This is a genomic window from Amnibacterium sp. (genome assembly GCF_025463795.1).
GTDB lineage: Bacteria > Actinomycetota > Actinomycetes > Actinomycetales > Microbacteriaceae > Amnibacterium.
Genome location: NZ_JAODBE010000042.1, coordinates 1 through 12,469, shown reverse-complemented (window position 1 = coordinate 12,469; position 12,469 = coordinate 1). Strand labels below are relative to the sequence as shown.

Sequence of the window (12,469 nt, the reverse complement as noted above, 5' to 3'; positions counted from 1 at the left end):
CGCACCCGCCGCGCCGCATCCGCGAGCCGCTCGGCCGGGAGCTCGCCGGCCGCCACCGCGGCGAGGATCGCCGCCTCGATCTCCCCGGCCTGCTCGGCGGTGTTCCGGGTGCCGATGCAGAGCAGGTCGGCGCCCGCCGCCAGCGCGCGCACGGCCGCGGCCGGGATGCCGATCTCGCCCGAGGCGCCGGCCATGTCGAGCGCGTCGCTGACGATGACGCCCTCGAAGCCGAGTCGTCCCCGCAGCAGCTCGGTGAGGATCGCCCGGCTCATCGTCGCGGGCGACGCGGGGTCGAGCGCCGGCAGCACGATGTGCGACGTCATGATCGTCGCCACCCCCGCATCGATCGCGGCGACGAACGGCACGAGCTCCCGCGCGTCGAGCACCGCCATCGGCACGTCGACCACCGGCAGCCCGCGATGCGAGTCGACGGCCGTGTCACCGTGCCCCGGGAAGTGCTTCGCGCACGCGGCGATCCCCGTCGACTGCAGCCCCCGCACCCAGGCGGCGGTGTGCCGGGCGGCGAGCCCGGCGTCGTCGCCGAAGCTCCGCGTGCCGATCACGGGGTTGTCCGCGTTCACGTTCACGTCCGCGTCGGGGGCGAAGTCGAGCGTGACGCCCGCGTCGGCGAGGGCGAGACCGATCCGCCGGGCCGAGGCCGCCGTGAGCGCCACGTCGTCGAGTCGCCCGAGCACCGCGTTGCCCGGCTCCGGCGAGCCGTCGCGCGCATGGAGCCGCGTGACGTCGCCGCCCTCCTCGTCGATCGCGATCACCGCATCCGCCCGCGCCGCCCGGATGCCGCCGGTCAGCGCCCGCAGCTCGTCCGGGCTCCCGACGTTCTCGCCGAACAGGCACACCCCCGCCATCCCGTCGGTGATGCGGCGCGCCACCCACGGCGGCAGCACCGGACCCGCGAAGCCGGGCAGCAGCACGCCCGCGGCATCCCGGCGCAGGCGCTCGGCCTCCGTCACGCCCAGCCCGCCCGGACTACTTGTCGGTGCCGATCGCGATGGATCCGCTCAGCGCCCGCTGGAACACCAGGTAGACGATCAGCACGGGCAGCACGGTCATCACCACCGCCGCGAACAGCGCACCGAAGTCGATCGAGTAGCCCGCCTGCGACGCGAACGACGCCATGCCCTGCGTGAGCACGTACTTGTGCGAATCCGTGTTGAGGGCGACGGGCAGCAGGAACTGGTTCCAGAGCCCCACGAAGTTGAGGATGGCCACGGTCGACAGGCCCGGCATCGCCATGGGCACCATCACGGAGAAGAAGGTGCGCCACTCCCCCGCGCCGTCGATCTGCGCGGCCTCGGTGACCGACCGCGGCAGCTCCTTGAAGAACGGCACGAGGAAGAACACGGTGAACGGCAGCGCGAACGCGGCGTAGGTGATCGCGAGGCCCGGCAGGGTGCCGAGCAGGCCGATGCCCTTCAGGATGAAGAACAGCGGCACGATCGCGAGGAAGATCGGGAACGTGAGCCCGGCGACCATCAGCCAGTAGATCACCCGGTTGCCGCGGAACTCGAACCGCGCGAGGTAGTACGCGCACATCGCCCCGAGCACCATCGTGAGCACGAGTGCCCCGCCGACGACGATCAGCGTGTTGACGAAGAACGTGCCGATGCCGGCCTGCGTCCACGCGTTCACGTAGTTCACGAAGTTCAGCTGCGTCGGTGGCGCGAACGGCGACGCGAAGATCTCGCGGCTCGTCTTGAACGACGACATGACCGTCCACAGGAACGGCAGCGCGACGACGATCACGCCGGCGACGAGCACGACCTGGGACACTCCGCCGACGGCGCGCTCGCGCGGCGGCACGCTCCTGCGACGGGGGCTCGTCCCGGCCGGGGCGAGCGCGGGCGCCGGAGCGGCGGCTTCGATGGTCATCGGATCACTCCCCTGCGGTCTCGCGGCCGCCGGTGATGCGGTCGACGAGGAAGACGATGGCGGCGAACAGCAGCGTGATGCCGGCGAGCACGACGCCCATCGCACACGCGAGGCCGAACTGCCCCTTGGTGAAGGCGGACTTGAACAGCTCCTGCGAGATGACGAGCGTCGAGTCGTCCGGGCCGCCGCCCGGGTTCAGCGCCGACATGAAGACGAACGCGTCGAGGGCGAAGATGCCGGTGTAGATGAGCGACGTGCGGATGCTCGAGCGCAGCATCGGAACCGTGATGCGAAGCGCGATGCGCAGCCGGCTGGCGCCGTCGAGGCGCGCGGCCTCGTAGATCTCGGCCGGCAGCGCCTTGATCGCCGCGACGAAGATCACCATGTAGAAGCCGACGGACGCCCACGCCATCACGAACATCGTCGAGACCATCGCGGTGCGGGTGTCGCCGAGCCACGGGTACGAGGCGAAGCCCTTCAAGCCGACCGACGTGAGCACGCCGTTCAGCAGGCCGTTGCTCGGGTCGAACACCTGATTCCACATGATCCCGGTCGCGATGGCCGGGATGATGTACGGGAAGAAGAAGACGATCCGGTAGAACTCCCCGAACCGCACCCCGCGCACCTGCCCGTTCGACGGCCCGCCGATCGTGACGAGGCTCGCGAGCGCGAGGGCGAGCGCGATGACGACGATCGGCAGCACGATGACGAGCTCGACGCTGTTGCGGACCGCGAGCTGGAACGTCGGGTCGGTGAAGGCGTTCACGTAGTTGGCGAGCCCGACGAACGTCATCGACGTGTCGAAGCCCGTCCAGCTGGTGAGCGAGTAGACGACCGCCTGCACGAACGGCGAGAGCACCAGGACCACGTACAGGACGAGCGGGACGCCGAGGAACACCACGGCGAACGACACCTTGTCGAAGGTGAGGTGCTTCCGCCGCCAGCGGGCGCCCCTCCCGGGGGCGCCCGCCGCGACGAGCGAGCGGGTCGCTGTGGTCACGACACCTTGACCTTCTGGACCGACGAGTCGTTGGCCACCTTGTCGGTGATGGCCTGCAGCTTGCTGGTCAGATCGCTCACCGAGGACTTGCCCGCGAGGAAGCTGTTCCACACCACGAGCTGATCCTGGTTCATCCCGTACAGATCCACGAAGTTCCACGAGAACACGTTCGAACCCGCGCCCTCGAGCAGCTTCGCCTGCGAGACGAGCGCCGTCGAGCCGAAGCCGTCCGCGGGCACGGTGCCCTTCACGATCGTCGGCGTGAGCCGGGTCTTCGCGAAGTTGGTCGCCGCCTCCTGCGAGAGCATCGCGCGGAGCAGCTCCTTGCCGCCGGCGGCGTTCGACGCCTTCGACGGCACGATGAACGGCTCCCCCGCGGTGGAGTGCATCGCCTCGTAGGGCTTCTGCGGGCTCGACGAGACGACGAACTCGGGCGCTCCGGTCATCTTGAAGTTCGCCTTCGTCTGCTTCTTCATCTCGTTCTCGATCCACGACCCGGACGGGTACAGCAGCGCCGCCTGGTCGTTGGACCACTGCGCCTGCGCCGCGGTGAACTGCGTCCCCGCGCCGCCCGGCTTGAAGTAGCCCGCGTCGATGATCTTCTTCATGCCCTTGAACACCGACTGGATCGCCGGCTTCGACCAGCAGCTCTTCTCGAGGTTCTCGAGGGCGAGCCGCACATCGTCGCCGCCCTCCTTGATCGCGGAGGCGATCGCGAGGGTCTGGTAGTAGGTCGCGGCCTCCTTGCCCCAGACGAAGAGGTACTTGCCCTTCGCCTTCGCCTTGCCGCCGAGCACGTACGCCTCCTCCCAGGTCTTCGGGACGGTCCATCCGTTCGCGTCGAACAGGGACTTGGAGTACCAGATCGCGTAGACGGTGAGCACGTAGTTGAGGACGAGGAACTTCCCGTCCAGTGTGCCCGGCGCCGTGACGCCCGTGTAGAGGGTGTCGGCGATCTTCTTGCCCTCGTAGTTGCTCGAGTCGATGACGTCCGTGAGCTCCGACAGCTGGCTGCGGATGGTGCTGATGCCGATGGCGTTCGCACCGCTGTTGTCGATGAGGTCGGGCGGGTTGCCGGCGACGAACTTCGGCTGCAGCGACTGCGCGATGTTCGTGATCGGCTGCACCGTCGCCGACACCCCGAGGGACTGCTTCTTCATGACGGCCGCGGCGAAGTCGACGTAGTCGGTGCCGTAGCCGCCGTTGAAGATGGCCGCGGCCACCGTCGACTTGGGCTTGACGCCGAACGGGTTCTTCGCCGACTTGGCGGTGCCGGTGCCGCTCGACGACCCGGTCTGGGCGCCGCTCGCGGCGCAGGACGCGAGCGACCCGACGAGCGGGGCGGCGAGTCCGGTGATGATCGCACCGCGGAGGAAGGTCCTCCGCGCCATGGGCTGTGCTTGGCGGTCCACGTTGATTCCTTTCCTTGGGTGTGTTCGGGCGGATGCCCGGGGTTCAGGCGAAGCGGGAGATCCCGTACCGGGTCTCGAGCTCGACGTTGTGCTCGTCGCCACCGGGGATGTTGGCGGACAGGTAGAGGGGCGCCGGCTCGCCGGCCTGCACGAAGCGGTCGGCGACGCCGAGGGTGAGCACCTGGGCGATGAACGCCGCGGTGATCGAGGAGACGGCGCCGGCGGCGACATCCGCCCCGATGGTGATCGCGGCGTCGCCGTAGGGGGCGAGGTTGTCGATCGTCACGTCGGCGATGTCCTTCAGGCGCTTGCCGCTGCCGTGCTTCGGCTCGACCTGCATCGTGTGGTCGAGCGACGTGACCGCGATCACCGGATTCCCGGCCCGCTTCGCCGCGAGCGCGAAGCCGACGATGGAGCCGTTGACGCCCGAGTTGGAGGCGATCAGCACGACGTCGTGCGGGCCGACCTCCGCGATCTCGAACAGCTGGTCCGCGACGTCCGGGTTGCGCTCGAGCGACGCGCCCTTCAGCTCGGACAGCGGCAGGTCGCCGACGAGCGCGAGGTCGCGCAGCGCCACCTTCTTCGTGGGCACGAGCCCGCCCGCACGCCCCGCGATCTCCATCGCGAACGCCTCCGAGTGCCCCGTGCCGAACGCGTACGCCACCCCGCCGTTGTGCAGGGCAGTCGTGATGAGGTCGATCGCCTCATCGAACCCGCCGCCCGCGGCGAGCGCTTCGAGGCGCGCGAGGCGGCTGCGAACGGCCTCCGCGAAGGCGTGGACGGCGGCGGTCGTGCTGTCGGTCATACGGGGTTCCTCCGGGCGGCGAGGCGGGCGGGCAGGCGGGACGCCGCACCGGTCGCCCGATGCGGCGCGACGGCGAGGGCGGATGCGGCGAGGTGGGTGCTCGTCCGCGCGAAGTCGACCTGGGCGGTCAGCACGTAGAGCAGGTCACCGACGTAGACCTGGCTGTAGTACGCGGCGAGGTCGTCGGGCTGCAGGAACCGCTCGAACGCGGAGGTCTGGATCACGACGTCGGCGAGCTCGGCGAGTGGCGACCCGGGGTCGTTCGTGACGGCGACGGTGAGGCTGCCGTGCCGGCTGGCCTCCTCGAGCATCGTGATCGTCTCGGCGGTGCGGCCGGTGTGGGAGTAGCCGATCGCGACGCAGTCCTCGGTCTGCAGCACCGCGCTGGTGAGCCCGGCATGCACCTCCGACCACACGTTGCACACCACGCCGATGCGGTAGAGCCGCCCGGCGAGCGCCTCCGCGGCGAGGGCGCTGCTGCCGACGCCGTAGAGGTCGACGTGCCGGCTGTGCGCGAGCGTCTCGGCCAGCGCGCGCAGCTGCACGAGGTCGAGCGAGGCGGCCGTCTCCTGCAGCGAGCGGATCGTGCCGTTCAGCAGCGTGCTGCGCACGTCCTCCGCGGTGTCGTCCGGGCCGAACGCGCGGCCGATGTCGGCCTGGTGGTCCGGCCGCGCGGACGTGCGTCCGAGCTCGGTGGCGACGCTCATCCGCAGGGCGACGAAGCCGGTGTAGCCGATCTGCCGGCAGAAGCGGGTGACGGTCGCCGGCGACGTGCCGGCGCGCTCCGCGAGCTCGTTGACGCCGAGCTCGAGCACGAGCCGGGAGTCCTCCAGCACGACGGCCGCGACGCGCTGGCTGGCGGTCGGCAGGTCGTCCCATTTCGCCCGGATCCTGTTGTGCACGGCGGAGGCGTCGACGCGCTCGGCGGCCGTCTCCTGCACTGCATCAGTACCGGTCACGTGAGAACCCGTTTCTTCGACGGACGCCTTCGTCCGAGATCTCGTTTCACTATAGGGTTCGAGGATGCCGCGCGTGTTTCAGTGGCGTAACGATGCGTGAGTTCCTCGCCGTCGACGCGGGCGGCACCGCCTCACGGGCCGTCGTCGTGGACGAAACGGGACGCTGCCTCGGCTCCGGTCGGGCCACCGGCGGCAACCCGACGTCGGTCGGCCTCGACGGCGCGGCGGTCGCCGTCGCCGATGCGATCGCCCAGGCCGTCACCGCGGCCGGACCCGGGGCGACGGCCGAGCCGATCCTGCTCGCCAACGCGGGGGGCGGCGGCGAGCCGTTCCAGGCGGCGATCCTGCAGCGGCTCGAGCCCCTCGGCGTGCGCGGCCCGTTCCTCCCGGTCGGCGACCTGCTCGCCCTGTTCTGCTCCGGCACGCCCGAGGTCGACGGCGCCGCCCTCATCGCCGGCACCGGCGCCATCGGCGGCGCGATCCGCGGCGGCCGGATGGCGCGGGTCGTCGACGGCACCGGCTGGCTGCTCGGGGACGCCGGCTCCGGCTTCTGGATCGGGCACAAGGCCGCGCGGGCCGTGGTCGACCACCTCGACGGCGGTCCCGCCACCCGCCTGACCGAGGCGGTGCTCGAACGCCTGGGCGTCGAGGACGACCGGGTCGTCGTCGACGGCCGACCGCGGGTGATGGGGCGCCTGGTCGCCGCGCTCTACGCGCTCCGGCCGGTCGAGCTGGCCCGCTTCGCCCCGGTGGTCTTCGCCCTCGCCGGCTCGGACGACACGGCGACGTCGATCATCCGCGACGCCGTGGAGGCGCAGGCCGCGTTGCTGCGCCGCGTCCGCCGGTTCCAGGCCGACGGCCCGCTCGTCTTCGGCGGCAGCGTGCTCGTCGAGGGCTCCCTGCGCCTCGACCAGGAGCTCCTCGCTCCCCTGCTCGAGGCCGCGGACGGCGCGACGCCGATCCCGGTCGCCGACGGCCTCGTCGGCGCCGCGGTGCTCGCGCTCCGCGCGGCGGGGATCGCGGTCGACGAGGCCCGCTTCAGGACCGTGCAGGGAGGGATCCGATCGGCCGCGGCCTGATCAGGCGATCTCCGCGTTCGGCGGGATCGTCATCACCGGCGCCCGGCTCAGCAGCATGCTGCTGTGCGTCACCGGCCGCCCGTTGGAGGGCGGGGCGGTGTCGCGGCCGAGCACGAGCAGCAGCGCGTTCCGCGACTCGACGAGCAGCACGTCCGCCGGCCGGCCACGCGGCACGCGGGCGACGATCGGCAGCTTCGGATACGCCTCCCGGACCGGCGCCAGCGCGTCGTGCAGCATCTCCTCGGCGCCCCGCACCTCCCGCGCGTGCTCGGCGGAGTCGCCCGGGAGCGCGCCGAGGCCGTACAACGGCCGCGCCACGTGCACGGCGACGAGCTTCTGGTGGCGGCGCGCCGCCTCGCCCGCCGCGGTGAGCACCACGCAGGCGGCCTCGCTCCTGCTCGTCACGCCGACCACGACGTCGTGGCCGCCGACGTAGGACTGCGGCACCACCGCCACCGGACCGTCCGCGGCGAGCACGACCCGGTAGGCGGTCGAGGAGCGGTGACCGAGCCGGGTCTCCTCGTGGCCCCGGCCGCCCAGCACGACGAGGGCATCCGGCGCCGAGCGGGCCGCGAGCACCCGGGCCACGTCACCGGTCTCGCGGAGCACGACGGCCTCGATGGGCGGATGCGCCGCCTCGACCGCCGCCGCGGCCTCGACGGGGTCCAGCTCCCGGCCGGCGTTCCGCCGGCGCCCGCCCTGCACCGCCACGATCTCGACGCGCTCGGCCTCCGGACGATGCCGGACCGCCCACTGGAGTGCGCCGGCCGCTGCCTGCGACCCGTCCCATCCGACGACCAGTCGTCGCACCATGCCCGTGCCTCCTCCGGCGAGCGGCCTCCACGGCACGGGGCAGCCGCGCCCCATCGCGCCGCCGGAAGTCGTTGCTGCAGTCCTACGCCTCCCGCGGGCGGGTGTCCACTGCGCCCCCGCCGGCTCGGCCGTCGGGCCGGCCCGTCGGCGGAACGGGGCTGCCGATCACCGGCCGCCCCGACGCGATCCGCTGGTCGTTGTCGTGCACCCGCGGCTCGTAGTGGGCGTGGAACACCTTCGCCACCAGCGCTCGCCGGCTGTGCACCCCGGTCTTCTCGAACACATGCTTCAGGTGCTGCTGCACCGTCTCGGGCGACATGAACAGCGCGGCCGCGATGCCGGCCGTCGGCTCCCCCTGCAGCACGGAACGCGTGACGTCCTTCTCGCGCTCCGTGAGGCCGTAGGCCTCCATGAGCAGGGGCGAGATGCGGTCGGGCGGGGTCCGCTCCACGATCACCGCGGCACGCCGTCGCCCGTCGGAGACCAGGGGCGAGCCGTGCAGGGTGAGCCACCGGCCGTCCTCGGTGCGGACCCGGGCCGAGCGCTGCTCGTCGGTGGTGTCGGCCCCGGCGAGTGCGCCGGCGGCGAGGGAGAGCACGACCGGGGGGAGCGTCCCCCGCTCACGCCAGGACCCTCCACCGGGCAGGGCGGCGACCACCGCCTCCGCGCCGGGCGTCATCGACTGCAGCTGCCAGTCCTCGTCGAGCACGAGGAGCACCGGTGCGTTGGGCCCCTGCTCCTCCGCCTCACCGAGCAGCAGGCCACGCGCAGCCCCGGCGGCGAGGTCGGCCGACACGGATCGCAGGAAGGCGGCGTCCTCGACGGTGAACATGGGCGCGCCGGGCTCCCGGTACAGGGTCAGCACGCCCTGCGCGATGCCGGACCTGCCACGCAGCGCGACGGCGAGCTGCTGATCCCCGCCGAACGGCTGCACGAAGCGCCGCCACCCCTCGCTGCTCGCCGGGTCGCCGGCCGTCGCGTCGTGCACGGTCGTCGCGCCCGAGGCGGACCGCACGATCCGGGACAGCGTCATCGCGTCGTCGGCCTCGTACTCGTGCGCCAGCGCCTCCGGTGGCAGCGACGGGATCGCGGCGTCGTAGTGGCTGGTCACGATCAACGACGCCGGGTCCATCGTGAACCAGCAGGGTCGCAGCATGAAGGGCACGATCTCGTGGATCACGGGATCGCAGGCCCGCCAGAGCGCGGCGACGTCGAGTCCGCGCCGCGAGAGCGCACCGATCCGCTCCGCGGCTCGTCTTCTCGCTTCGGCGGTCGCCATGCGGGCGAGCGTAGGCCCGGCCGTCCGCTGCGGAAATACCAGATCCCTGGTATCGCCGAGGCGGTCGGCCGCACCTACCGTCCCCCTCGAGAAGGATCGACGGACGGGAGACGGACCATGCGGATCGCACTGCTGGGTGGAACGGGGAAGGCGGGCACGGCGGTGCTCGCCGAGGCGTTGGCGCGTGGGCACGAGGTGCGGGCGCTCGTGCGGACGCCGGCGAGGCTGACGACCGTGCATCCGCGTCTCGCGATCGTGCCCGGCGACTTCGAGGATCCCGCGGCGCTCGACCGCACGCTCGACGGGGCGGACGCGGTGATCACCGCGATCGGCGTCACGAGCACGCAGCGGCCGACCTTGCTCGTCGACAGCGTCACGGCGATCCGGGCGGCCATGCATCGCGCGGATGTCGAGCGGCTCGTGATCGTGCAGGGCGTGCACATGGCCTTCCCCGGCGACCCGCGCAACCCGGGCCTCGCGCTCCTCAAGGCCGTGCTCCGTGTCGTCATGCGGCCGCTCACCCGGGACGGCCGAGCGCTCGGCTCTCTGCTGGAGCAGGATCCGGGTGACTGGACGGTGCTCCGGATGCCCCGGCTCGTCGACGGCGACGCGACCGGTCGCGCGCTCGTGGGCCGGCTCCGGGTGAGCCCCCGGTCATCGGTGACCGCCGGCGACGTCGCCGCCTTCGCCCTGCGGTGCATGGAAGGCGACGAGTTCGTGCGGCGGATGCCGATGATCGCGTCGGCGGGCGCCCGTGCTGCCGGTGAGCAGGCATCCGACCGGGAGACGGTTCGCAGTCCGGCAGATCGGCCGGGCTCGTCATATCCGTGATTTCCCCCATGCACGCGAGGGCCCCCGCACGGCAGCCTGGGAACCCCACGACTGCCCCGGAGGACACGGACATGACGATCATCGACACCGAGCGCCATCCCCTCGCCGACCAGGTCGCGGGCCGGGTGCTGCGGCCCGCGGACGACGGATTCGCGGACGCGGCCCGACCCTGGAACGTCGCGGTCGAGCACCATCCCGACCTCCTGCTGGAAGCGGCCGGCCCGGACGACGTCGTCGCGGGCGTCCGCTGGGCGGCGGAGCAGGGTCTCCCGGTCGCGGTGCAGTCGACCGGCCACGGCGCCACGGAGTCGGTCAGCGGCGGCCTCCTGATCTCCACCCTGCCGATGAACACGGTGGAGCTCGACGTCGCGAACCGCACCGCCCGCGTCGGCGCCGGAACCCGCTGGGGCGAGCTGCTGGCGCGGTCCGTGCCCGAGGGCCTGATCGGGCTGTGCGGCTCGAGCTCCGACGTCGGCGTCGTCGGCTACTGCCTCGGCGGCGGCCTGCCGATCCTCGGCCGCGCCTTCGGGTTCGCGGCCGAGCACGTGCGGAGCATCGACGTCGTGACGCCGGACGGCCGGCTCCGCACCGTCGACGGCGAGCACGACCCCGATCTGTTCGAGGTGCTGAAGGGCGGCAAGGGCAACTTCGGAGTCGTCACCTCGATCGAGCTCGAGCTGCTCCCCGTCTCCGACTTCTACGGCGGCGGGATCATCTATCCCGGCGAGGACGCTGCCGAGGTGCTCACCGCCTTCCGCGCCTGGGCCGCCGACCTCCCGGACGACGCCTGCCCGTCGATCGCGTTCCTCCGGCTGCCGGATGCGGACTTCGCGCCGCCGCCGCTGCGTGGCCGGTTCGTCGTCCACCTGCGCTTCGCCCTCGTCGGCGGCACGGAGGAGGGCGACCGACTCCTCGCGCCGATGCGTGCGGTGTCGACGCCGATCATGGACACGGCGGGTCCGCTCAGCTACCTCCAGGTGGACCTCGTGAGCCTCGATCCGCCGGACCCGACGCCGTTCGAGCAGGCCGGCGCCCTGCTGAAGGAGTTCGGTGAGGAGGCGCAGGCGGCCCTGCTCGAGGTGGCCGGCCCGGGTGTGCAGAGCCCGCTGCTGCTGATCGAGCTGCGCCTGATGGGCGGCGCACTCGGGCGCCCCTCCCCGGTGCGCGACGCCGTCTCGGGCCGGGACGCCGCATGGTGCGTCTCCGCGCTGGGCGTGCCCGTCCCGCCGATCGCGGAGCTCGTGCCGCCCGCCATCGAGCAGGTGCTGGACGCCCTGCGCCCCTGGGCCACGGGGCACACGATGGTGAACTTCCATGGCCGCCCCGGCGACGCCACGGACCGGGCGCGGGCCTGGCCGCCGGAGGCCTACGAGGCGATCCGGCGAGCGAAGCGCCGCTACGACCCCGACAACCTGATGCGATTCGGCCACGCGGTGCTGCTACCGGGCGGAGAGCCGGTCGAGCCCGCGATCCCGCTCTGAGCCCGAGGACGGGCTCCTCTCGCCGGCGTCCGTACACCGCTCGAGCAGCGCATGGCCGGCGGTCGGCATCACGCGGTAGACACGTCGGATGGCCACTCCCCCGCCTCCGTTCCGCGCCGACATGGTCGGCAGCCTGCTGCGCCCGCAGGCCGTGCACGACGCCCGCACCGCCCACGCCGAGGGCCGGCTGGACGACGCGGCACTCACGCGGATCGAGGACGAGGCGATCCTCGACGTGATCCGGAAGCAGGAGGCGGCGGGGCTCCGCGCTGTGACCGACGGCGAGTTCCGACGCGGCTGGTGGCACTTCGACTTCTTCGACCTGCTCGACGGCGTCGACGTGGTCGAGGGGCAGAGCGGCATGGCCTTCCAGGGGGCGACGGCCGCGCCGCTCGCCGTGCAGGTGCAGGGCCGCGTCGGCTTCCCGGCCGACCACCCGATGCTGCGCCACTTCGCGTTCGTCCGCGACCACAGCTCCGTGACGCCGAAGATGTGCATCCCGTCGCCGACGGTGATGCACTTCCGGCTCGCTCGGGACGCGGTCGACCACGGCCTCTACCCCGACCGCGACGCCCTCTTCGCCGACCTCGCCGCGACCTGGCGGGATGCCGTCCGTGCGTTCTACGACGCCGGCTGCCGGTACCTGCAGTTCGACGACACCGCATGGGCCTACCTCTGCTCCGACGTCGAGCGGCAGCGGGCGGAGGAACGCGGCATCGACACGGCCGGACTCGCCGACGCCTACGCGGAGCTGCTCAACGAAGCGCTCCGCGACCGCCCCGACGACATGACGATCACGACCCACGTGTGCCGCGGCAACTTCCGCTCCACCTGGATCGCGTCCGGCGGCTACGAGCCGGTCGCCCGGCAGCTGCTCGAGGCCTGCGACTACGACGGCTACTTCCTCGAGTACGACACCG

The 12,469-nt window shown here is 72.4% G+C and carries 12 protein-coding genes; 4 read left to right on the top strand and 8 right to left on the bottom strand.

Going from position 1 to position 12,469, the window contains the following annotated elements:
• The 6 genes from JWQ92_RS03835 to JWQ92_RS03810 form a co-directional block, all read right to left on the bottom strand.
• Positions 1-971, bottom strand: a 971-nt coding sequence (locus tag JWQ92_RS03835; RefSeq protein WP_297343137.1) for a glycoside hydrolase family 3 N-terminal domain-containing protein, incomplete at its 3' end; no start/stop codon positions are given.
• A 16-nt stretch (positions 972-987) separates the two neighbouring features.
• Complete coding sequence (locus tag JWQ92_RS03830; protein WP_297343136.1) at positions 988-1,890, bottom strand: carbohydrate ABC transporter permease; 903 nt, start codon at positions 1,888-1,890, stop codon at positions 988-990.
• Positions 1,891-1,894: 4 nt separating this feature from the next.
• Positions 1,895-2,890 carry a carbohydrate ABC transporter permease gene (locus tag JWQ92_RS03825; RefSeq protein WP_297343135.1) on the bottom strand — a complete coding sequence of 332 codons (996 nt, stop codon included), beginning with the start codon at positions 2,888-2,890 and terminating at the stop codon, positions 1,895-1,897.
• Positions 2,887-4,302: an N-acetylglucosamine/diacetylchitobiose ABC transporter substrate-binding protein gene (ngcE, locus tag JWQ92_RS03820; protein ID WP_297343134.1), complete on the bottom strand. Its 1,416-nt coding sequence runs from the start codon at positions 4,300-4,302 to the stop codon at positions 2,887-2,889. Before ngcE ends, JWQ92_RS03825 begins: the two co-directional genes overlap by 4 nt.
• A gap of 43 nt (positions 4,303-4,345) precedes the next feature.
• Positions 4,346-5,107, bottom strand: coding sequence for an SIS domain-containing protein (locus JWQ92_RS03815; RefSeq protein ID WP_297343133.1), 762 nt, complete (start codon positions 5,105-5,107; stop codon positions 4,346-4,348).
• Positions 5,104-6,066, bottom strand: a complete 963-nt coding sequence (locus tag JWQ92_RS03810) for a MurR/RpiR family transcriptional regulator (RefSeq protein ID WP_297343132.1) — start codon at positions 6,064-6,066, stop codon at positions 5,104-5,106. The genes JWQ92_RS03815 and JWQ92_RS03810 overlap by 4 nt, the downstream gene beginning before the upstream one ends.
• A gap of 92 nt (positions 6,067-6,158) precedes the next feature.
• Here JWQ92_RS03810 and JWQ92_RS03805 point away from each other — a divergent pair, with 92 nt between their 5' ends.
• Entirely contained in the window at positions 6,159-7,145 is a 987-nt protein-coding gene (locus tag JWQ92_RS03805) for an N-acetylglucosamine kinase (protein WP_297343131.1), read from the top strand.
• Here JWQ92_RS03805 and JWQ92_RS03800 read toward each other — a convergent pair whose 3' ends face one another.
• On the bottom strand, positions 7,146-7,958 hold the full coding sequence (locus JWQ92_RS03800) for a universal stress protein (RefSeq protein ID WP_297343130.1): 813 nt from the start codon (positions 7,956-7,958) through the stop codon (positions 7,146-7,148).
• A gap of 82 nt (positions 7,959-8,040) precedes the next feature.
• Positions 8,041-9,237: a helix-turn-helix transcriptional regulator gene (locus JWQ92_RS03795; RefSeq protein WP_297343129.1), complete on the bottom strand. Its 1,197-nt coding sequence runs from the start codon at positions 9,235-9,237 to the stop codon at positions 8,041-8,043.
• Between the two features lie 117 nt (positions 9,238-9,354).
• Here JWQ92_RS03795 and JWQ92_RS03790 point away from each other — a divergent pair, with 117 nt between their 5' ends.
• The 3 genes from JWQ92_RS03790 to JWQ92_RS03780 form a co-directional block, all read left to right on the top strand.
• The gene (locus JWQ92_RS03790) at positions 9,355-10,068 is read left to right on the top strand and encodes an NAD(P)-dependent oxidoreductase (RefSeq protein ID WP_297343128.1); all 714 of its coding nucleotides are present in this window, start codon (positions 9,355-9,357) and stop codon (positions 10,066-10,068) included.
• A 71-nt stretch (positions 10,069-10,139) separates the two neighbouring features.
• The gene (locus tag JWQ92_RS03785; RefSeq protein WP_297343127.1) at positions 10,140-11,549 is read left to right on the top strand and encodes an FAD-binding oxidoreductase; all 1,410 of its coding nucleotides are present in this window, start codon (positions 10,140-10,142) and stop codon (positions 11,547-11,549) included.
• An 88-nt stretch (positions 11,550-11,637) separates the two neighbouring features.
• Positions 11,638-12,469, top strand: an 832-nt coding sequence (locus JWQ92_RS03780) for a 5-methyltetrahydropteroyltriglutamate--homocysteine S-methyltransferase (RefSeq protein ID WP_297343126.1), incomplete at its 3' end; no start/stop codon positions are given.

Excerpts from the sequence above, each read along its gene's own strand:
- JWQ92_RS03830 (WP_297343136.1), bottom strand. The coding sequence starts at position 1,890 with ATGACCATCGAAGCCGCCGCTCCGGCGCCCGCGCTCGCCCCGGCCGGG.
- JWQ92_RS03815 (WP_297343133.1), bottom strand. The coding sequence starts at position 5,107 with ATGACCGACAGCACGACCGCCGCCGTCCACGCCTTCGCGGAGGCCGTT.
- JWQ92_RS03805 (WP_297343131.1), top strand. The coding sequence starts at position 6,159 with ATGCGTGAGTTCCTCGCCGTCGACGCGGGCGGCACCGCCTCACGGGCC.
- JWQ92_RS03800 (WP_297343130.1), bottom strand. The coding sequence starts at position 7,958 with ATGGTGCGACGACTGGTCGTCGGATGGGACGGGTCGCAGGCAGCGGCC.
- JWQ92_RS03795 (WP_297343129.1), bottom strand. The coding sequence starts at position 9,237 with ATGGCGACCGCCGAAGCGAGAAGACGAGCCGCGGAGCGGATCGGTGCG.
- JWQ92_RS03790 (WP_297343128.1), top strand. The coding sequence starts at position 9,355 with ATGCGGATCGCACTGCTGGGTGGAACGGGGAAGGCGGGCACGGCGGTG.
- JWQ92_RS03785 (WP_297343127.1), top strand. The coding sequence starts at position 10,140 with ATGACGATCATCGACACCGAGCGCCATCCCCTCGCCGACCAGGTCGCG.